Annotated in this window: 21 protein-coding genes and 1 riboswitch; of the genes, 12 read left to right on the top strand and 9 right to left on the bottom strand. The window is 64.9% G+C overall.

Annotation, left to right across the window (positions count from 1 at the left end):
- Position 1: 1 nt before the first annotated feature.
- From CBY09_RS13250 to CBY09_RS13240, 3 genes are read right to left on the bottom strand one after another with little or no spacing between them, the layout of a single operon-like run.
- Positions 2-643, bottom strand: a complete 642-nt coding sequence (locus CBY09_RS13250) for an amino acid synthesis family protein (protein WP_094290064.1) — start codon at positions 641-643, stop codon at positions 2-4.
- 21 nt (positions 644-664) lie between these two features.
- Positions 665-1,585, bottom strand: a complete 921-nt coding sequence (locus tag CBY09_RS13245; protein WP_094290221.1) for a UPF0280 family protein — start codon at positions 1,583-1,585, stop codon at positions 665-667.
- A 12-nt stretch (positions 1,586-1,597) separates the two neighbouring features.
- Positions 1,598-3,217, bottom strand: coding sequence for a 6-hydroxynicotinate reductase (locus CBY09_RS13240; RefSeq protein WP_094290220.1), 1,620 nt, complete (start codon positions 3,215-3,217; stop codon positions 1,598-1,600).
- Positions 3,218-3,392: 175 nt separating this feature from the next.
- On the opposite strand from CBY09_RS13240, the gene fdxA reads away from it, so the two are divergent.
- The 4 genes from fdxA (at position 3,393) to CBY09_RS13220 (ending at position 6,594) form a co-directional block, all read left to right on the top strand.
- The gene (gene fdxA / locus CBY09_RS13235) at positions 3,393-3,722 is read left to right on the top strand and encodes a ferredoxin FdxA (RefSeq protein ID WP_094290063.1); all 330 of its coding nucleotides are present in this window, start codon (positions 3,393-3,395) and stop codon (positions 3,720-3,722) included.
- A 76-nt stretch (positions 3,723-3,798) separates the two neighbouring features.
- Complete coding sequence (locus CBY09_RS13230; RefSeq protein ID WP_094290062.1) at positions 3,799-4,575, top strand: ferredoxin--NADP reductase; 777 nt, start codon at positions 3,799-3,801, stop codon at positions 4,573-4,575.
- 50 nt (positions 4,576-4,625) lie between these two features.
- A complete protein-coding gene (locus CBY09_RS13225; RefSeq protein WP_094290061.1) occupies positions 4,626-5,342 on the top strand; it encodes a TetR/AcrR family transcriptional regulator in 717 nt (238 codons plus the stop codon).
- Positions 5,343-5,406: 64 nt separating this feature from the next.
- Positions 5,407-6,594 (top strand): amidohydrolase family protein, encoded by a 1,188-nt coding sequence (locus tag CBY09_RS13220; protein ID WP_094290060.1) that lies wholly within the window; start codon positions 5,407-5,409, stop codon positions 6,592-6,594.
- 62 nt (positions 6,595-6,656) lie between these two features.
- Here CBY09_RS13220 and CBY09_RS13215 read toward each other — a convergent pair whose 3' ends face one another.
- On the bottom strand, positions 6,657-7,466 hold the full coding sequence (locus CBY09_RS13215) for an outer membrane lipoprotein (RefSeq protein WP_094290059.1): 810 nt from the start codon (positions 7,464-7,466) through the stop codon (positions 6,657-6,659).
- Positions 7,467-7,967: 501 nt separating this feature from the next.
- Between CBY09_RS13215 and CBY09_RS13210 the strand changes: the two genes are divergently transcribed.
- The 7 genes from CBY09_RS13210 (at position 7,968) to CBY09_RS13185 (ending at position 14,075) form a co-directional block, all read left to right on the top strand.
- Positions 7,968-8,741, top strand: a complete 774-nt coding sequence (locus CBY09_RS13210; protein WP_094290058.1) for an SDR family oxidoreductase — start codon at positions 7,968-7,970, stop codon at positions 8,739-8,741.
- 70 nt (positions 8,742-8,811) lie between these two features.
- Positions 8,812-10,503 (top strand): long-chain fatty acid--CoA ligase, encoded by a 1,692-nt coding sequence (locus CBY09_RS13205; protein ID WP_094290057.1) that lies wholly within the window; start codon positions 8,812-8,814, stop codon positions 10,501-10,503.
- A gap of 104 nt (positions 10,504-10,607) precedes the next feature.
- Positions 10,608-11,768, top strand: coding sequence for a serine hydrolase domain-containing protein (locus CBY09_RS13200; RefSeq protein WP_094290056.1), 1,161 nt, complete (start codon positions 10,608-10,610; stop codon positions 11,766-11,768).
- Positions 11,769-12,017: 249 nt separating this feature from the next.
- On the top strand, positions 12,018-12,560 hold the full coding sequence (locus CBY09_RS13195; protein WP_094290055.1) for a shikimate kinase: 543 nt from the start codon (positions 12,018-12,020) through the stop codon (positions 12,558-12,560).
- A 192-nt stretch (positions 12,561-12,752) separates the two neighbouring features.
- Positions 12,753-12,923, top strand: a complete 171-nt coding sequence (locus CBY09_RS23875) for a hypothetical protein (RefSeq protein ID WP_165773909.1) — start codon at positions 12,753-12,755, stop codon at positions 12,921-12,923.
- A gap of 49 nt (positions 12,924-12,972) precedes the next feature.
- Positions 12,973-13,449 carry an SMI1/KNR4 family protein gene (locus CBY09_RS13190; RefSeq protein WP_165773908.1) on the top strand — a complete coding sequence of 159 codons (477 nt, stop codon included), beginning with the start codon at positions 12,973-12,975 and terminating at the stop codon, positions 13,447-13,449.
- Positions 13,450-13,595: 146 nt separating this feature from the next.
- On the top strand, positions 13,596-14,075 hold the full coding sequence (locus CBY09_RS13185) for a VOC family protein (RefSeq protein ID WP_094290053.1): 480 nt from the start codon (positions 13,596-13,598) through the stop codon (positions 14,073-14,075).
- Positions 14,076-14,177: 102 nt separating this feature from the next.
- On the opposite strand, the gene CBY09_RS13180 is transcribed toward CBY09_RS13185, so the two are convergent.
- The 3 genes from CBY09_RS13180 to CBY09_RS13175 form a co-directional block, all read right to left on the bottom strand.
- Positions 14,178-14,600 (bottom strand): hypothetical protein, encoded by a 423-nt coding sequence (locus tag CBY09_RS13180; RefSeq protein WP_133066287.1) that lies wholly within the window; start codon positions 14,598-14,600, stop codon positions 14,178-14,180.
- Positions 14,601-14,648: 48 nt separating this feature from the next.
- Positions 14,649-15,119, bottom strand: a complete 471-nt coding sequence (locus tag CBY09_RS23505; protein ID WP_108723920.1) for a penicillin-insensitive murein endopeptidase — start codon at positions 15,117-15,119, stop codon at positions 14,649-14,651.
- A gap of 163 nt (positions 15,120-15,282) precedes the next feature.
- Positions 15,283-16,197 (bottom strand): LysR family transcriptional regulator, encoded by a 915-nt coding sequence (locus tag CBY09_RS13175; protein WP_094290051.1) that lies wholly within the window; start codon positions 16,195-16,197, stop codon positions 15,283-15,285.
- Positions 16,198-16,355: 158 nt separating this feature from the next.
- Between CBY09_RS13175 and CBY09_RS13170 the strand changes: the two genes are divergently transcribed.
- Positions 16,356-16,757: a RidA family protein gene (locus CBY09_RS13170; protein ID WP_094290050.1), complete on the top strand. Its 402-nt coding sequence runs from the start codon at positions 16,356-16,358 to the stop codon at positions 16,755-16,757.
- 73 nt (positions 16,758-16,830) lie between these two features.
- Here the strand turns inward: CBY09_RS13170 and metH are convergent, their stop codons facing one another.
- Both metH and CBY09_RS13160 read right to left on the bottom strand, forming a co-directional pair.
- Entirely contained in the window at positions 16,831-19,581 is a 2,751-nt protein-coding gene (gene metH, locus CBY09_RS13165; RefSeq protein ID WP_276208288.1) for a methionine synthase, read from the bottom strand.
- 20 nt (positions 19,582-19,601) lie between these two features.
- Positions 19,602-19,700: riboswitch (S-adenosyl-L-homocysteine riboswitch) on the bottom strand.
- A 41-nt stretch (positions 19,701-19,741) separates the two neighbouring features.
- Positions 19,742-20,428 (bottom strand): hypothetical protein, encoded by a 687-nt coding sequence (locus tag CBY09_RS13160; protein ID WP_240515731.1) that lies wholly within the window; start codon positions 20,426-20,428, stop codon positions 19,742-19,744.
- Positions 20,429-20,566: the final 138 nt, after the last annotated feature.

Here is a 20,566-nt window from a genome sequence, read left to right as displayed (position 1 = left end):
GTCAGCGCAGGCCGTTCCACTGGCTGATGTCTGCAGCCTTGAGGCCGCCAACGCGGGCATGGATGCGGGCACCTGTGGACATGGCCAGGATGAAGACGATTTCGTCCGATGCGGGCGCACCGGGCACGCGCACCTCGATCGCATCGAAATGGCTGCGCACATAGCTGGCGTTGATGTGCGTGAGCGGCACATCCAGCGCTGCACCGGGGCCGCCCACTTTCTTGGTGGAGGGCACGATGGACAGCGCGTTGGCGGGCTGCCCTGTCTTCTCTTCGGCCTGGCCCTTGGCGTAGGCGTTGCGGTCGCCCTTCCAGCCCAGCAGTTCGCGCATGGCGTAGCCACCGGGCACATGCCACAACGCGCCATGCTCCAGCTCACCGGCCGCGCCCACGATGGCGCCCTTGCCATAGGTCTCGATGCGCTCGGCGGGCACGGCCATGGCCTTCAGGAGGCGCTGGGCCATGTCCAGCCCCACGTCCTGCAGCGCGTCCATCATGGGGAGGATGTCAGGCTCGTACCGCCCCGCAAACGGGTTGGTCAGCACCGCGCCGATGGCACCACGCAGCAGCGGCACATCGGCCACCGGCCCGAATTCGTGCCGGATTTCCTCAAGATGGGTGAAAACGCGTCGTATCTGGATCATTCTGGAGACCTGTGCAATTCGTTAAGCAAATACTGAACCAACTTCCGATTCCACCGCTGCCCGCTGGGGCCACACCGTATCCGCCAGCGTCTGGGGCGCGGAGGTCGCCACCCACTGCCCCTGGCATGCCAGCAGCGCAAACCACAACAGGCCGCTGGACTGCAATTCTTGCGCTTTTTGCAGCCCCTGGTGCAGGGCGCGGCGCACCAACTCTTCAGGCAAGGCAGGGACATCCACGGTGACAGGAATGGCCCCCAGGTCACTGTCGTCCCGCACCTGCCACGCGGGCCTGCGGACAATCCGCGCATCGGCCACATCCACCGCGTTCGCCACAATGGTCGCCGCCGCATCAGCCTGCGCCGCCGTGCGCGCCAGCACCGTCACGCTGTCGGCAATGCCCAGCGACTGGCTGCGCCCCCGCCAGCCGCTGGTGGCCACACCGCGCACCGGCATGGCGCTGTCGATGCGGATCTGCCCATTCAGCACCAAACCATTGCGCAACTGTGCAGCGTTCAGTGCAGCGATATCCGCGTAAACCCCCACCTCGACCGACTGGCCGGGCGCCAGGTGCAGCGCAATGTCGCCCCCGTTATTGACCCAGGCGCGGTCTATGCCCTGCTGGTCGTAGCAGTCCAGAATCTCCTGCGCCACCGCACCCGCCACCGCCGCCATCGGCGTGATGAAGCCTGCGCGATAAGGGCTGCAGGCGGCCCACATGCGGCGCGCCACCACGCCCTGCACCGCGCAGCGCGCACCCACCGGCGCCCGCAGGCCGGGGAGTTCATTCACCAGCTCCTGCAGCAGCCCTTCAAAACGTTGCCACGCGCGCTCATGCGCCTGGGCCACGGCGTCGCGCGCCCCTTCGGCCTCCAGGATGAGGTCCATCGGCCCGTGCTGGAAATGCCAGCGGCCGTCGGACAGGAGCTTGCGGCAAGCGTTCACGGCGCGCCCCACTCAACCCAGCAGAGGTGGGCGACCCAGCGGCCAGGGGTTGGCGGCGGGCAAGGTCTGCCACACGCGCGCCTGCGGCGCACCGTCGTTGTGCCATGCACCGCGCTCCAGCACGTCGCGCAGGCTGCGAATTTGTTCGGTGTGCCCGCCAAGCGCTTCGTAGTCCGCGCGGCGCATGCTGAACTCGATGGGCGCCACGATGGCGGGCGTGGGCACAGTGCCAAAGCTGTTGTCGGGCATGCGCAGCACGTCGGCCATCACGGTGATACCGCCGCCTGGCCACACATAGGCGGGGGCACCGCCACAGGTCACATTGACCAGCGCGTTCTTGATGGAGCGCGTGAGCAGCACCGGGTTCTCGGTGACCCCTGCGCGCAGACTACCGCCGGCTCCGCCAAGGAACAGCACGGAAGCCAATGAGGGCTCGCAGTTTTCGCCGATGCGGTCCACGATGCGGCGCACCTCGGCCGGCATTTCGGCTTCGACCGGATGGAGCTGCGCGTCCAGCACGTACCAGGAGGCATGCTCCCCGGTGGTGGAGGTCATCAACAGGCGCAGCCCCGGCCAGGCGACGGATTCGTCCCAGCCCTCGATGATGGACAGCGGGTCGGCAATGTCGGTGCCGCCCCAGCCGGTGCCCGGGTTGGCCACCTGAAAGTAGCGGCCCGGCGTGGACTTGCGTCCGCGCATCTGGATGCCCGAGGGCTTCATGTCCAGGCAACGGCCCGCCTGGTGTTCGGTGAGCACACCGGTGATGTGGTCGTCCACCACCACCACCTCGTCGGCATGGCCGAAGAACTGGCGCGCAAAGATACCAATGGCCGCCGAGCCGCAGCCCACGCGCATGCGCTGCTCGGCCACACCGTTGACGATGGGCGCACGCCCCGCCTGGATCACGAGCTGCGAGCCGCCGTCGATGGTGAACTCCACCGCCTGCTTGTTGCCCAGAGCCTGCATCATCTCGGCGGTGATGCGGCCTTCTTTTTTGGTGCCACCCGTGAGGTGGTGCACGCCGCCCAGCGACAGCATCTGTGAGCCATATTCCGCCGTGGTCACATGGCCCACCACCTCGCCCTTGCAGCGCACGTTGGCCTGCTCGGAGCCAAGGAAGCGGTCGGTGTCGATCTTCACCTTGAAGCTGCAGTAGCTGAAGATGCCCTCGGTGACCACCGTCACCATGTCCACGCCATCGGTTTGGGAGCCCACGATGAAGGGCGCAGGCTTGTAGTCGGGGTAGGTGGTGGACGAACCCACGCCCGTCACGAACACCTCTTCCGACAGCAGCAGGTCGCCGTTCCATGCGGATTCTGGAGCCGCTTCGGTTTCTGCACCCCCTGCTGCTGTGGCGCCGCCCGCAAATGGCACCAGCGTGGCCTCGCCCGCTTCCAGCGTCTTGCGCAGCAACACCACCGGGTCCAGCCGCACCAGCACGCCCGCCTGGTTGGCGTAGCGGTCGCAAGCGCCTGCGCGGCCTTCGGAGATCTGGCACAGCACCGGGCACGCATTGCACTCGACCTTGGCAGCGTTCATGCGCTCATTGCGCGGCCGGGCGCGCTCCAGCACCTGCGGCAGCTCCGGCGCATCCATGCCCGGCAGCCCATCGGTCTTGGTGTGTTCAGTCATCGTGGCAACCCATTCATTGCTTTGCTGCAAGTGCTTGTATGCGCTTTGCATTTTGTGTAGCATTCACTTAACTTAAATGTTGTGAACACTACATTTGATGTCAATGTAGCGGAATCAACCAGACTCTGCAATGGTGTTTTCGCACCCCCAAAAACGGTGCACGAGGAGCCCCAAAATGACGCACGTTGTGACGGACGCATGCATTCGGTGCAAGTACACCGACTGCGTCGATGTGTGCCCGGTCGATTGCTTCAAAGAAGGGCCGGAGTACCTGGTGATTGACCCCGACGAATGCATCGACTGCGCGGTGTGCATTCCGGAGTGCCCGGCCAACGCCATCTATGCCGAAGACGACCTGCCCAAGGGCATGGAAATCTTTCTGCAGTTCAACAAAAAACTGGCGCCCACGCTGCCCACAATCACCAAAAGAAAAGCGGCTTTGCCAGATGCGGAACAATGGAGGGTTGTGAGCCACAAGCTTTCAGGCCTGAACATTGCGCTTTAGAGCGTTTGAGGCCCTGAATCTGAGCCAGCTTCAGCCAGATTTCTTATTTGTTTCCAACTTTTCCATCTAACGCACCATGAGCGCCTTTCTTGAAGAACGCGTCCTGTCCGTCCACCACTGGACGGACCGCCTTTTCTCCTTCACCACCACGCGCGACACCGCGCTGCGCTTCTCCAACGGCCATTTCACGATGATTGGCCTGCGTGGCGAAAACGGCAAACCCCTGCTGCGCGCCTACAGCATCGCCAGCGCCAACTACGAAGAGCACCTCGAATTTCTGTCGATCAAGGTGCCCGACGGCCCGCTGACCTCGCGCCTGCAGCACATCAAGGTGGGTGACACGATCGTGGTCGGCAAGAAGCCCACGGGCACCCTGCTGATCGACTACCTGCTGCCCGCCAAGCGCCTGTACATGCTCTCCACCGGCACGGGCGTGGCCCCGTTCCTGAGCCTGATGCGCGACCCCGAGACCTACGAGAAGTTCGAGGAAGTCATCCTGGTGCACGGCGTGCGCGAGGTGAAGGAACTGGCCTACCACGACTACATCACCGAGGAGCTGCCCAAGCACGAGTTCCTGGGCGAGATGGTCAGCAAGCAGCTCAAGTACTACCCCACCGTGACACGCGAGCCCTTCAAGAACCAGGGCCGCGTGACCACCGTGATCGAAAACGGCCAGCTGGCGCGCGACCTGGGCCTGCCCGCGCTGAACCCGGCGGAAGACCGCGTGATGATCTGCGGCAGCCCCGAGATGCTGCGCGACCTCAAGCACATGATGGAAGAGCGTGGCTTCAAGGAAGGCAACACCACGAAGCCGGGTGACTTCGTGATCGAACGCGCGTTCGCAGAGCAGTGACCCCCGGCGGCCCCCGCCCTGGGGGCCCGCCCCATCCACCAGGATCCGCCATGTCTGCCACTCCACCCAAGACCCGGACCGCGTCCCCCCGCGCAGCCTCTGCCCGCAAGACGGGCGTGCGCGAGCAAGCCGCACAGACCACGCGCGACAACATCCTGAAGGCGGCGACCAAGGTGTTCGCCCGCTACGGCTACGAAGGCGGCAGCGTGGAGAAGATCTCCAAGGCGGCCAAGTCCTTCGACCGGATGATTTACTACTACTTCGGCAGCAAGGAAGGCCTGTTCATCGAGGTGCTGGAGGAAACCTACCGGCGTATGAACGACGCGGAGTCCAAACTGGACCTGGACACCGCCAAACCGGTGGAAGCGCTGCAGGCCGTGATCCGCTTTGTGGTGGGCTACTACCGCAAGAACCCCGAGTTCATCACGCTGCTCAACACCGAGAACCTGCACAAGGGCAAGCACATCTCCAAGTCGATGCGCGCCCGTGAATACTCGTCACCCGCCATCGAGGTGATCCGCCGCGTGCTCGACAGCGGCCAGGCGCAGGGCCTGTTCCGCAAAGACGTGTCGGCGCGTGATGTGTACCTGCTGATTGCCGCCACGGGCTACTTCTACATGTCCAACCGGCACACGCTGTCGGCTTTTCTGGGCGAAGACCTGGAAACGCCCGACGCGCTGGCGCACTGGGAATCCTTCGTCATCGACAGCGTCCTGCGCACCGTGGCGCCCGGCCCCAGCCTGCCCAAGGGCAAGGCCCCCGCCTGAACACCAGATTTTCACAAGCGGGGGGCCGCGTGGCGCCCTGCCCACCACCCCACGAGGAGAATCCATGGCAGAAGCAGCAGCAGGCGGCAAATCGGGCAAGGTCGTCATCCAGAACATCGGTCTTTTGTTGTCGGGCGACCTGGACCGGCCCATCCTCGACGCCGACACCATCGTGGTGAATGACGGCCTGATCGTGGCCGTGGGCCGCTACAAGGACTGCGATACCGAGCATGCGCAAACCGTGATCGACGCACGCCAGACCTGCGTGGCGCCGGGCCTGATCGACAGCCATGTACACCCTGTGTTCGGAGACTGGACGCCGCGCCAGAACCAGATCGGCTGGATCGACTCGACCATGAACGGCGGCGTGACCACCATGGTCTCGGCCGGTGAAGTGCACCTGCCTGGCCGGCCCAAGGACATCGTGGGCCTGAAGGCGCTGGCCATCACCGCGCAGCGCTCGTTCGACAACTTCCGCCCCGGTGGCGTGAAGGTGATTGCAGGCGCCCCGGTCATCGAGAAAGGCATGACCGAGCAGGACTTCAAGGACCTGGCCGACGCCGGCGTGACGCTGCTGGGCGAAGTGGGCCTGGGTTCCGTCAAGGCAGGCTACGAGGCCAAAGAGATGGTGGCGTGGGCGCGCAAGCACGGCATCCAGAGCACCATCCACACGGGGGGCCCGTCCATCCCGGGCTCGGGCCTGATCGACAAGGACGTGGTGCTGGAGGCCGATGCCGACGTGATCGGCCACATCAACGGCGGCCACACCTCGCTGCCCTGGAAGCATGTGTGCGAGCTGTGCGAGAAGTCGTCGCGTGCCATCGAGCTGGTGCACAACGGCAACGAGAAGATCGCCATCCAGGCCGCGCGCGCCGCCATCGAGCTCAAGTGCCCGCACCGCGTGATTCTGGGCACCGACGGCCCTGCAGGCTCGGGCGTGCAGCCACTGGGCATGCTGCGCATGATTGCGCTCATCTCCAGCTTTGCCGACATCCCCGCCGAACTGGTGTTCTGCTTTGCCACGGGCAACACGGCGCGCATCCGCAACCTGAACTGCGGCCTGATCGAGGTGGGCCGCGCGGCGGACTTTGTGTTCATGGACCGCGCCCAGCACACGGCTGGCGCCACGCTGCTGGAGAGCGTGCAGCTGGGCGACATCCCGGGCATCGGCATGGTGATGATCGACGGCCTGGTGCGCTGTGGACGCAGCCGCAATACACCACCCGCGACCGAGATCCCGGTGGTTCTGTAACCCACGCCGCACACAAAAAAACAAAGCCCGCGAAAGCGGGCTTTGTTTTTTCCGTACTTGGCTCAGTAGGTGTCTGACACCCGCACCGTGCCCGGCTGCGGCTGGGCATAGGGGTCTGCAGCACGGGCCGAGCCGCCCTGGTCCACGCGGAAGCCCTTGCCCTGCAGCACCACGGGCGTGCCTACGGCAGTGGGTTCTGCGCGCTGAAAGTGGCGCAGCGAGCCATCCTCCATGCGCACGGCGACCTGGTACACGGTGGTGGTGCGCGTGCGCTCTTCCACCTTGTGGCCCACATAACCGCCGCCCACAGCGCCCAGCACGGTGGCAGCGGTGCGGCCGCTGCCCTTGCCGATCTGGTTACCCACCACGGCGCCCAGCACGCCACCGGCCACGGCGCCGACGCCCGTGGCGGGGGCGGCTTGTTGCACGGCCTGCACCGATTCGACCCGGCCGCAGCTGCGGCACATCGGTGCGGCAGCCCGCACGGGCTGCGCGGGGCCAGTGCCCAAGGGGGCACCCTGGCCGCCCGGCATCTCTGCTGGGCGCTGCGCAGCCTGGCCCTGGGGTGCCTGGCCGTTTGCTACTTTATTGATAGCTGACTGGGCATACTGGTCGCGCGCTGAAGGCCTTTTTTCTTCAATAATTTCTGCCTCGGGCGTACGGGGCGCGGCGGCCAGCTGCGCGGGGGCCATGGCCGGGTTGGTGGCTACAGCGGGCGCGCGTTGTTGCTGCCACACCAGGGTGGCGCCGAGCGCCAGCACGCTCACGCTCAGCACGCCAATGGCGGCCCACATCCATTTCAGGGCGGGCCCGGCAGGGGCGATGGCGGCACCGGGGGCCAGGGGGGTGGAGGGTCGTACGGTCAGGTTCATGGTGATGTCCTTGCAGGTGGGTGGCGGGTGGTGGGCTCAGCAGCAATCCCCCACCAACGCCCCGAAGCGTCCGAAGGTACACAGGCCATGCCCCCGCCACGCTGCGGCTTTGTAAAGAGCCGTAAACGCCTGTTGCATTGTTTTGGAGCGCAGATGTCGCGTTTCTGGGCTCAGCGCAAGCGCCGCCGCGCGGGCCCGGGCCACACCACTGCGCACAGACTTGCCAATGTTTACAACCGGGCAGCCTCACCGGTGCCCGCAACCGCCACCCGGCGCACGATCTCGCAGGTGACAGCACAGGTTTTACAGGGGCCCGGGCCGCGACTAGCATGAAGCACTGATGCCTGACCCACCGCCACCGTGCAGCGCCAGGCAGCCTGCCCCGCCACCGCACCACACACCTGCGCCCGCTCTTCTCCCCCAGGCCCAAGCAGCAGCCCCGGCAGCGCGTGGCAAGTCCCCATACTTTCTTCTTTTTCTCTCTTCACGAAAGCGATTCCCATGAGCGTCAAGCAACTCTTCGATCTCACCGGCCAGGTCGCCCTGGTCACCGGCGGCTCGCGCGGCCTGGGCCTGCAGATGGCCGAGGCCCTGGGCGAAATGGGCGCCAAACTCGCCATCACCGCGCGCAAGGCCGATGAGCTGGCCGAGGCCAAAAGGCATCTGGAAGGCATGGGCTACGAGGTGCTGACCGTGGTGAACGACCTGCAAAAGACCGAGGGCATCCCCGGCCTGGTGGACCAGGTGGTCGAGCGCTTTGGCACCATCGACATCCTGGTCAACAACGCAGGTGCCACCTGGGGCGCCAAGGCCGAGGACTACCCCGATGCCGCTTGGCACAAGGTGATGGACCTGAACGTGAGCGCGCCGTTCTTCCTGTCACGCGAAGTGGGCAAGCGCTGCATGATCCCGCGCGGCAAGGGCTCGATCATCGTCACGGCCTCGGTGGCCGCGCTCAAGGGCACGCCCCCGGGCATGAACACCATTGCCTACAACACCTCCAAGGCCGCCGCGCTGCACTTTGCGCGCACGCTGGCGTCCGAATGGGGGCACTACGGCGTTCGCGTCAATGCGATCTGCCCCGGCTTCTTCCCGAGCAAGATGGCCAGCGGCCTGATCGAAAAGCTGGGCCCTGCGATGATCGAGCGCACCCCCCTGCGCCGCATTGGCGGCGAAGAGGACCTCAAGGGCGCGGTAGTGTTTCTGGCGTCCAACGCCTCGCGGCACATCACAGGCGAAAGCATCGTGGTGGATGGTGGCGCTAGCTTGATTTAACGCCCCCTGGGGCGCGACCTGCTTCGTCAGGTCTGCGCCCCGCACGAACCAACCCAGCGTTCCGTATCCCATGTCCGACCGCCACCTCGCCCACTGGCCACCCGGCCTGCCGCGCCACCTCACGCTGCCGCAGACGCACCTGTTCCACAACGCCGAGGTGTCGGCCGCGCGCTACCCGGACAAGCCTTTTCTGGTGTTCTACGACACGCTGGTGACCTTCCGCCAGTTCCAGCAGCAGGCGGAGCACATCGCGGGCTTCTTGCAGCAGGTGTGTGGCGTGAAGGCGGGCGACCGCGTGCTGCTGTACATGCAGAACAGCCCGCAGTGGATTCTGGCGTTCTACGGCATCCTGCGCGCCAACGCGGTGGTGGTGCCGGTGAACCCCATGAACCGCACCGACGAGCTGCGCCACTACGTGCACGACAGCGGCGCCACCGTGGCCTTTGTACCGCAGGACCTGCATGCGCAGGCGCAGCCGCTGGTGGATGTGGCGGGCGATGAAGGCCAACTCCAGCACCTCATCGTGGCCGCCTACAGCGACTACCTGCAGGTCCCCACCGACCTGCCCGTGCCCGCGTTCGTCAGCGCACCACGCGAGGCCATTGATGCCCCGGGCGTCACGCTGTGGAGCGACATGCTGGCGCAGCAGCGCACCCCCGGCCCCATCACCACCGGGCCGGACGACCTGTGCGTGATGCCCTACACCTCGGGCACCACGGGCCACCCCAAGGGCTGCATGCACACGCACCGCAGCGCCATGAGCACGCTGGTGGGCGGCGTGCAGTGGTTTGCGCGCACGCAGGATTCGACCTACCTCACGGTGCTGCCGCTGTTCCACGTCACCGGCATGTCGGGCAGCATGAACGGGCCGCTGTTTGTGGGCGCCACGGTGGTCGTGCTGCCGCGCTGGGACCGTGACGCGGCCGCCCAGCTCATCCAGCGCTACCGGGTCACCATCTGGCAGGCCATCTCAACCATGGTGGTGGACTTTCTGGCCAACCCGCGCATCGCCGACTACGACATCAGCAGCCTGCAGGCCATGCGCGGCGGTGGCGCCGCCATGCCCAAGGCCGTGGCGCAGCGCCTGAAGGACCTGACCGGGCTCGACTATGTGGAGGGCTACGGCATGTCCGAAACCATGGCCGCCACCCACATCAACCCGCCCCACCGCCCCAAGCCACAGTGCCTGGGCATCCCGGTGTTCGACGTGGACTCCCGCGTGGTGGACCCGGCCACGTTCGCCGAACTGCCCCCGGGCGAGATTGGCGAGATCGTGGTGCACGGCCCGCAGGTCATGCTGGGCTACTGGAACAACCCGCAGGCCTCGGTCGACAGCTTTATCACGCTGGACGGCAAGCGTTTTTTGCGCACGGGCGACCTGGCGCAGGTGGATGAAGATGGCTACTTCTTCATGGTGGACCGGCTCAAGCGCATGATCAACGCCTCGGGCTTCAAGGTCTGGCCCGCCGAGGTCGAGGCCATGATGTACGCCCACCCTGCGATCCAGGAGGTGTGCGTGATCGCCGCCCACGACGAGCGCCGGGGCGAGACGGTGAAGGCCCTGGTCGTGCTGCGCGACGCCTTCAAGGGCCAGGTGAGCGAGCAGTCCATCATCGACTGGAGCCACGAACACATGGCCGCCTACAAAAGCCCACGCATCGTGCAGCTGGTGGACAGCCTGCCCAAGTCCGGCACGGGCAAGGTGCAGTGGCGCGAGCTGCAGGAGCAAGAACGCAGCCATGCCGCTGGCACGGCGTCCTGAGCCCCATTAAAGGCCTACCCCATGCGCTCTTTTTTGATAGCTACCAGCGCAATATGCACTAGCGCTACCGGCCTAAATTGCCTCAAAACCCGCCTCCATCTGCCATGAACCCCTCTGCCCTCGCCCGCCTGCGCTCCGTGCTGCAAACCCATGTGGACCAGGGCCTGCTGCCCGGTGCCGTGGCCCTGGTCCATCACCAGGGCCACACCGTGCTGCACACGGCGGTGGGCCACCAGCGCCCGCCCAGCGCCGAGTCGGCGGTGCCCGCGATGGCGCCCGACACGGTGTTCCGCATCTACTCCATGACCAAGCCCATCGCCTCGCTGGTGGCGATGATGCTCATGGAAGAAGGCCGCCTGCTGCTGTCGCACCCCGTGTCGCACTACCTGCCCGCGTTTGCAGGCCAACGTGTGTACGACGAAGCCACCGGCACCACCGCCCCGGTGCAACGCGAGGCCACGGTGCACGACCTGCTGCGCCACACCGCCGGCCTGAGCTACGCGTGGGAGGCGGGCACGGTGCCCGACGCCTACCGCGCCGCGCGCATCGGCTCGCGCCGCCACAGCAATGCCGAGCTGGCCGCCGCGCTGGGCCCCTTGCCCCTGGTCCACCAGCCCGGCACCCGCTGGGAATACAGCCGCGCCACCGACGTGCTGGGCGCGGTGCTGGAGGTGATCGAGGGCGAGAGCCTGGGCGGCATCCTGCAGCGCCGCGTGTTCGGCCCGCTGGGCATGCACGAAACGGGCTTTGCGGTGCCCGCCGCGCAGCAGCACCGCCTGGCCGAAGCCTTTGAACGCGACCCGCAGACCGGCATCGGCATGCCGCTGATCGACGTGACCGCGCCGCCCGTGTTCGAGTCGGCCGGTGGCGGGCTGGTGTCTACCGCCAGCGACTACGCGCGCTTCTTGCAGCTCATGCTGGGCCGGGGCACGGCCCCCGGGCCCGATGGCCTTGGCGCCCCCGTTCGCCTGCTGGGCCGCGCCACGGTGGACTTCATGACCGCCGACCACCTGGGCAGCCTGCCCGTGGCAGGCGACATCCTGCCCACCGGCTACGGTTTTGGCCTGGGCGTGGCCGTGCGCACCGCCACCGGCCAGGCCACCCGCCCCGGATCGGCCGGGCACTACAGCTGGAGCGGCCTGGGCGGCACCTTCTTTTTTGTGGACCCGGCGGAAGACCTGTTTGCCATCCTGCTCACCCAGGCGCCCGGCCAATTGCGGTATCTGTGCGAGCTGTATCCGGCGCTGGTGTACGCCGCACTGTGACTAGGACACCCCCCTGAGCGGCTTCGCCGCTTCCCCCCGCTCTCGCGCTGCGCGCGGGCAGGGGGACGACGCCCTCGCTGCGGGGCGGCCCTTGCTCGGCGTCCACTGGTCTGGGTCGCGCCAGTTGCTAAGGGCGTGCCTGACATGCGGTGCGCAGGGGCAGGCTTACACTCGGCGTCCAATCACGGCACGCGGCGCAGCGCCACCCGCAGCACGCAAACCCGTCCCCCAGACCTCTTTCTTGAACCTATGCAGATTCGCTGCGCACTGGTCGGCATGCCCGGCTCGGGCAAATCCACCGTCGGCCGGCAACTGGCCCACCGCGCGGGCGTGCCCTTCATCGACCTGGACCACCGGCTGGAACAGACCCTGGGCACCACCATCCGCAGCTTCTTCGAGGCCGAAGGCGAAGCCCGCTTTCGCGACATCGAATCCCAAGTGCTGGCCGACGTGGCCCGCCAGCCCGGCGGCATGGTGCTCTCCACCGGCGGCGGCGCCGTGCTGCGCCCCGAGAACCGCGAGGTGCTGCGCCAGTTCGGCAACGTGCTGTACCTGCGTGCCTCGCCCGAAGAAATTTTCAAGCGCGTCAAACACGACAAGACCCGCCCCCTGCTGCAAGGCGGCAACCCCATGGACAAGCTGCGCGACCTGTACGCCCAGCGCGACCACCTGTACCGCGAGACCGCCCACTACGTGATCGAGACCGGACGGCCGTCGGTGCACACGCTGGTCAACATGGTGATGATGCAGTTGGAGATGGCGGAGAGTGCGGGTGGGGTGGGGTCGCGCTGAGGGGCAAGACAATTTGCGGCTCCAAGCACGGTAAAGGCCTATTGGTTCAGACAACCAACGGCAGATAACGGCCACAACCGGACCTTCGCCCCAATGACAAATTCGCGAACTGAGCTTGAGGCTGCGGCGGGCAGACTCATAAGTGCAATTCAAAAGGAGTGGCATTCTGAAGCTGGGCTGCCGGAGTCGGCCGTGAGCGAGGCAGTCATGCATTCGGCCCACGACCTGCTGCAGGCGAGCAAATCCGGTTCGCTTGCGACCGTCATTGGCTCAGGCTCCGTGTTCTCATACTTGGGCAACCAATGGGTTCATGAACACCCGCGCGTGGTGCCCTATATTGCGGCGCTTGAGGCCGCCCGTTGAACATCAGGCAGGAGTCGGCCAACAGCGGACATTTCATACAGCCTTCAACATGAACAGCTCTATCTCGCCTGAAGTCATAGCGCACTTGGAGCAGGGCAGCGTCCCTGGCCCGGCGCCTGAAGCGTTGATTTTGAGCGTGGAGCAGCAATACAGGCTGACATTCCCATCCGACTACAGAGCATTCCTCTTGAAATACGGAGCAGCGCTAATGCCCGGCTTTGAAGTCTTTGGTTTGGTAGCTTCGCACACTGATGGTGAGGCTCCGACCTGGAGCGACATCCGTTCGTTCCTGCGAAAGTCACCGCCCTGCGTGCCTTCGGGATGGGTGCAAATTTCCGACGATGGCATGGATCACCGGTTCTTTCTGGCGTGCGCGCCAAGGTCAGACAATAGTGGTGTCTTCGTGCTCGGTCCAGCGGCTCAGGGCACGCGTGTATCGCCAAATTTTTCCGCGTTTGTGGAAGCAGCTGCCAGTTACGGAATTGAGTTTCTAGCAACCATTTACCTGCGCAAAGCACTCGATTAGATGACTGCTTCGGAGCGGGATGGATGTCTCTTATGGGCCCATTCCAGCCCAATCTCAAAGAGCTATTCGACACCGCACAAACTGCCAAAATCTCGACTCCATCCCGCTCAGCCCGATCATCCTCCGGTTCCCAACAGGATCACCTCATGCCCCCCAAAACCACCCTCTGCCTCTGGTTCAACGGCACGGCGCTGGAGGCGGCGACGTTCTACGCGGCCACCTTTCCCGACAGCGCCGTGGGGCAGGTGATGCATGCGCCCGGCGACTACCCCGCAGGGCATCAGGGCGATGTGCTGACGGTGGAGTTCACGGTGCTGGGCATTCCGTGTCTGGGGCTGAACGGCGGCCCCGCCTTCACGCACAGCGAGGCGTTTTCGTTCCAGATCGCGACGGACGACCAAGCAGAGACCGACCGACTGTGGAACGCGATTGTGGGCAACGGCGGGCAGGAGAGCGCCTGCGGCTGGTGCAAGGACCGGTGGGGGCTGTCGTGGCAGATCACGCCACGGGTGCTGACGCAGGCCATCAATGACCCCGACCGCGCGGCGGCCAAGCGGGCCTTTGATGCGATGATGGGCATGCGCAAGATTGATGTGGCGGCGATTGAGGCGGCGTGGCGTGGGTGATTAACCTGGAGTGCCGCGAACCGGCAACGTCGAGAAGTCAGCCAAGACGCCGCCCAAGTCAAACAAAGCATCGAGGACGAGGTGCAGGCCGCTTGACCCTGCTCAGCAAATGCTGCCGCCAATGCTCTTTCCGTCCTTTAGATCGAAACCGAAGTAGCAGCTGTAGTCTGACTTGGAGTAGCGGATGCACTGCAGGCGCTCCCGCGCGCGCACTCGAACTTTGGGATCGGATCCACATTCATTCTTGGCGTCTGGACCCATGTGGTCGAACAAGTCGCGGGCCGCTTTGCCCTGGACGTGGAACGACACTTTGGCGTCTTGGGGCGTTGGCGCTATCGGGTCACCCAAACCGCCCGAGTAGATCGCCATTTGCGCGTTGATTGGCTTGAACTCCCATGCCCAGTCTGCAGCAATGGCGGTAACGCACGCAACAAGCAGTACTCCGATGACAGCAATACCTTTTTTCATCCCAAGACCTTTTCTTTTTTCTTGGCGGCTAAAAATCCAGCTGATCGCCCCGCCCATTGAATCAAGCAGTCAATCAGTAGGCCGTTGAATTTTTTTGAAAGCTCATCAAACTATTACTTCAACATGCAAATGGTCGTCATGCCCATTCATGTAGGTGGCATTAGCTATTTTCGGATCATTGAACCCGACTTTCTTCACCATGCCAGTCTGCCAGATCAGGTTTACTAATTTCTGTGTTGCGACCTGATCGTATTCCTTGCTGGACCATCGGACTGGCTGTTTCAATCCATCTTTGCGAATAGGCCGAATATCCACCTCCAGCCCACTACGATGGCTAATATGGGGTGGAAATTTCTTCCCTTCGGCCAGGCTAATGTTTCCAATCCCAATTTTTCTTTCTTCCGTGATGCTCCAGCCATGCTCTAGCTTGAAAATGAAGTTCAACATTTGCACGTGAGCATATTGGCCTCTTCCACCCGACGGAGTCCCATAGGTGTAATAACCCGATTCTTCCGGCATTTGCGGAAGCATGAAATAACCACGTTTATCCTGAGGCAATGGTGAAGAATCGGCCATTTATGCAACTCCTTTTTTTCGAGGGATTGTATAAATCCGATACTCGAAAAAGGCAGCTGTTGCCAACTCTTACAGTAGGCCTCGGAAAGGCAGGAGCACGAGGGGTACTCGTTCCCAACGCGTGCCTCTTCTCAAGAGCCGACATGGTTCTGCTGCGCAGCGCTTACCGCTGCACCGGCGCATGCAGCGCCATCAACCCTGCCACCCATTCAATGAACACCCGCACCTTGGCGCTCACATGCCTTTGGGGTGGGTAGGCCACGTACAGCGGCATCGGCGCCAGCGTCCAGTCCTGCAGCAGGGGCACCAGCTCGCCAGTCGCCACATGGGGGCGTGCCATGTAGTCCGGCAGCCAGAGCACGCCCAGGCCCGCCAGGCCTGCGGCCAGGTAGGCGTTGCCGTCGTCCACAGCGCAGATGTCGTGGCCCTGGGCGCGCACGTGTTCGGTGCCACGGCGCATCTCGAAAGGCAGAGGCTGGCCGGTGCGCGCCCACAGAAAACCCACGGTGCGGTGGTGCGGGCCTTCCAATGCCAACGGGTGCTCGGGCGTACCCGCACGCAGCAGGTAGCTGGGGGCGACGTACACGCGCAATTGCAGGTCGCCCACATGGCGTGCGACGAGCGCGGGGTTGGTGAGGGCGCCGCCGCGCACCACGCAGTCCACGTTGTCGCCCACCATGTCCACGGGGCGGTCGCTCACGCCCATGTGCAGGAGGATGTCGGGGTACTGCGCATGGAACGCGGGCAGCGCGGGAATGAGGACCAGGCGCGCCAGGGGGCTGGGTACATCCACCCGCAGGCGGCCCCGGGGCGCGGCGGCGGCGGTGGAAACGCTGGCATCGGCATCGTCCAGGTCGGCCAGCAGGCGCACCACGCGCTCGTAGTAGGCGGCGCCGTCGGGCGTGACCTGCACGCGCCGGGTGGTGCGGTGCAGGAGCTTCACGCGCAAGCGGGCTTCGAGCTGCTGCACCAGCTGTGTGACGGTGGTGCGGCTCAGGTGCAGGGTGAGGGCGGCCTTGGTGAAGCTGCCGGATTCCACAACGCGGGCGAAGGCCTGCAGGGCGTCAAAACGGTCCATGGCGTAGAGGTAGTTGAGGCATGCCGAAGGGGCAGCGTGCCCGCCATTGTTTGGCAATTAGGAACAGTGGTGCGCAGATTAGCCTGTTTATCAGAACAACGCGCGCTTCTACAGTGCCTTCATCGCAATCATCTGCCCTGCAGAACGAAAGGATTTCCATGCCCCACCGTGATGTTGTCTTCCCCGCAGGCCGCCAGGCGCTGTACGAGCGCAACCGCTATTCGCCCGCCGTGCGCTCAAACGGCTTCTTGTTTGTGTCCGGCCAAGTGGGCAGCCGTGAGGACGGCTCGCCCGAGCCCGACCTGGCCACTCAGGTGCGCCTGGCGTTCAGTAACCTCAATGCCGTGCTGCAGGCAGCGGGCTGCACGTTTGACGATGTAGTGGACGTGACGATGTTTGTAGTCAACCCCGAAGCGAACTTCGAGACCGTCTGGGGCGTCGTGCCAGAGTTCTGGGGCGAGGCGCCCCACCCCACGCTCACCGGCATCGGCGTGACCTGGCTGTATGGCTTTCAGTTCGAGATCAAGGTGATTGCGAAGCTGCCGGGCAGCGCAGGTTGATGGTCAATTTTTCGAATCAAATAGGCTGCTAGAGCTTTTTGATCAAGCGCTAGCAGCTATCTAATTCATAGCATCACAGATTCGGCGCCAGCAGCCGCTCCAGCACCTTCTCGTCCATGCCCCGGCGCTGGGCCATGTCGTGCAGCTGGTCTTCGCCGATCTTGCCGACATTGAAATACACCGCGTCGGGGTGGCCGATGTAGAAGCCGCTCACGCTGGCCGCAGGAGTCATGGCCAGGCTTTCGGTGAGGCCCATGCCGATCTCTTCGGCGTTCAGCACGCGGAACAGGTCGGTCTTGGCGCTGTGGTCCGGGCAGGCGGGGTAGCCCGGCGCGGGGCGGATGCCGCGGTACTTCTCAGCAATCATGTCGTCGTTGCTCAACTGCTCGCCCGCTGCGTAGCCCCACAGGTCGGTGCGCACGCGGTGGTGCAGGCATTCGGCAAAGGCTTCGGCCAGGCGGTCGGCCAGGCTCTTGAACATGATGGCGGAGTAGTCGTCCAGCGCGTCGATGAAGGCTTTTTCCTTCTTCTCCACACCCAGCCCGGCGGTGACGGCGAACAGGCCCGCGTAGTCGGCAATGCCGCTGTCTTTGGGCGCCACAAAGTCGGCCAGGCAGCGGCTGGGGCGGGTCACGCCGTCGATGGTGTGTTTTTCGGCCTGCTGGCGCAGGCCGTACCAGGTCATGGCCACCTCGGTGCGGGTGTCGTCGGTGTAGAACTCGATGTCGTCGCCCACGCTGTTGGCGGGCAGCAGCGCCAGCACGCCGCTGGCCGTAAGCCAACGGCCTTCGATGATCTTTTTCAGCATGGCCTGGCCGTCGGCAAACACGCGCGTGGCTTCCACACCCACCACTTCGTCGGTGAGGATAGCGGGGTAGGGGCCGGCCAAGTCCCAGGTCTGGAAGAACGGGCCCCAGTCGATGTACTTGGCCAGTTCGGCCAGATCGAAGTTCTTGAACACGCGGCGGCCCAGCGCGCGGGGCACGGTGGGCTGGTAGGCCGACCAGTCGATCGGCGTCTTGTTGGCGCGGATCTTGGCCAGGGGCCACAGGGGTGTGGCCTTTTTGTTGGCGTGCTGGGTGCGCACTTTTTCGTAGTCGGCGTTCAGCTCATCGACGTAGCTCTGCACGCCGTCGCCCAGCAGGCTTTGCGCCACGCTCACGCTGCGCGAGGCGTCGGGCACATAGACCACGGGGCCTTCGTAGTGCGGCGCGATCTTGACGGCGGTGTGCACGCGGCTGGTGGTGGCGCCGCCGATGAGCAGCGGGATCTTCTTGATGCGGAAGTGGTCGTCCTTCTGCATCTCGCCGGCCACGTACTGCATCTCTTCGAGGCTGGGGGTGATGAGGCCCGACAGACCCACGATGTCCGCCCCCTCGACCTTGGCCTTGGCCAGGATCTCGTGGCAGGGCACCATCACGCCCATGTTCACCACCTCGAAGTTGTTGCACTGGAGAACGACAGTGACGATGTTCTTGCCGATGTCGTGCACGTCGCCCTTGACGGTGGCGATGACGATCTTGCCCTTGCTGCGCACGTCGCGCCCGGCCAGTTCGTCCTGGCGCTTTTCTTCCTCGATGTAGGGAATCAGGTGGGCCACGGCCTGCTTCATCACGCGCGCGCTTTTCACCACCTGGGGCAAGAACATCTTGCCCGCGCCAAACAGGTCGCCCACCACGTTCATGCCGTCCATGAGCGGGCCTTCGATCACGTGCAGCGGACGCCCGCCCTTGGCCAGGATCTCGCGGTAGGCCTCTTCGGTGTCTTCGGTGATGAAGTCGGTGATGCCGTGCACCAGCGCGTGCGACAGGCGCTCGCCCACGGTCTTGGGGTGCTCTGGCGTGCCGCGCCATTCAAGCTTCTTGCTCTCGTCCTTGGCGCCGCTCTTGGCGGTTTCGGCAATCTCGACCAGGCGCTCGCCAGCGTCGGGACGGCGGTTGAGCACCACGTCCTCCACGCGCTCGCGCAGCGTGGGCTCCAGGTCGTCGTACACGCCCACCATCCCCGCGTTGACGATGCCCATGTCCATGCCGGCCTTGATGGCGTGGTACAAAAACACGGTGTGGATCGCCTCGCGCACCGGGTCGTTGCCACGGAAGCTGAACGACACGTTGGAAACGCCGCCCGAGACCTTGGCACCCGGCAGGTTCTGCTTGATCCAGCGCGTGGCCTCGATGAAATCGACCGCGTAGTTGTTGTGCTCTTCAATGCCGGTCGCCACGGCAAAGATGTTGGGGTCGAAGATGATGTCCTCGGGTGGGAAGCCCACCTCATCCACCAGCACGCGGTAGGCGCGTTCGCAGATCTCGATCTTGCGGGCATAAGTGTCGGCCTGGCCCACCTCGTCAAACGCCATCACCACGGCGGCAGCGCCGTAGCGCTTCACAAGGCGCGCCTCGTGCTTGAACTTCTCCACGCCCTCTTTCATGCTGATGGAGTTGACGATGCCCTTGCCCTGGATGCAACGCAGCCCGGCCTCGATCACATCCCACTTGGAGCTATCGACCATGATGGGCACGCGGGCGATGTCGGGCTCGGACGCGATGAGCTGCAGAAACCGCACCATGGCGGCCTTGCTGTCGAGCATGGCCTCGTCCATGTTGATGTCGATGACCTGCGCGCCGTTTTCCACCTGCTGGCGCGCCACGGCCAGGGCCTCTTCGTACTGGCCGTTCAGGATCATGCGCGCGAACGCCTTGGAGCCGGTGACGTTGGTGCGCTCGCCGATGTTGACGAACAGCGTGCCCTCGCCAATGGAGACGGGCTCCAGGCCGGACAGCTTCATGGGGGGCAGGGACGGGGCAGACGCGGACATAGGACTCACCTGTGCAGGGACAGCAGAAAAACAGGTGAGCGTCGTTGCGGTGGGGCTTTACAGCTTTTGGGTACCCAAGCCTGACGGCCCCGTCGTGGTGAGAGGCCGCTGCAACGCTCCTTGGGCAGGTGCGGATTTTACCGGGTGATACAAGCAGGCGTTCGCCGCCTCAGCGCACGGGCAGGAATTGCAAAAAGGTACCGCCCACAATGCCCTGCACATAGCTGATGGCGGCGCGGCGGTACTTTTCGGTGGTGAAAGTGGCCAGCAGGTCCAGCCGCGCAATGATCTTTCCGAACTCACGCTCGAAGCTCAGGTTGCGGCCCTGGGCGCCGATCTCGTCGGCCAGCAGCAGCGGCTGGCCCTGGGCATTGCGGCGCTGCGCGAGCAGCCAGGCGGCGGTCTCGACGTTGCGCGCGGCGTTGTAGAGGTGCTGGGCGTCCACGCCATCGAGCAAGAAGAACTCCGTTTTGCCGCCGTGGGCCGTGATGACCATGTCGGCCGTGGCATGGATGAAGGCCGCCACGCGGTCGCCTGCAAACTCGGGCGCCAGGGCCAGCGCCATAGCGGCGATGTCACGGCGGCCCTGCAGTGGGGCCCAGGGCTGGCGCTGCAGCACGGCGGTGCGCAGTTGCTCCAGCGCCTGCTCGCGGCTGGTGGCGCTGCCCTTGCGCCATTCGGCGGGGTTGCGGCGGTAGAGCTTGTCGGCCAGGCGCAGCAGGCCGTCCAGGTTCTCTTGCATGGCCAGGGTGGCCATGCGGTTGGCGTCGGACTGGGCCAGCTCGGCCGCATGGGTGGGCGCACCCTTCACCTCGCCGCGCGGCGTGGGGGCGTTGCTGGCGCAGCCTGCCAGCATGCAGCAGAACACTGCCACGCCAGCCCACCGGCCCGGCAATCCCCGCAGCAGCAGCAATAAAAACGGCCCACGCATGGGGCCGATTATGGGTGGCGACTGAGCGCCCCTGCCCGCCGCCGAACTGCGGTTGACATTGTT

The organism is Acidovorax kalamii, from assembly GCF_002245625.1.
Taxonomy (GTDB): Bacteria; Pseudomonadota; Gammaproteobacteria; order Burkholderiales; family Burkholderiaceae_C; genus Acidovorax; species Acidovorax kalamii.
The sequence above is the reverse complement of the archived record's forward strand: the minus strand, read 5'-3'. Positions and strand labels throughout refer to the sequence as shown.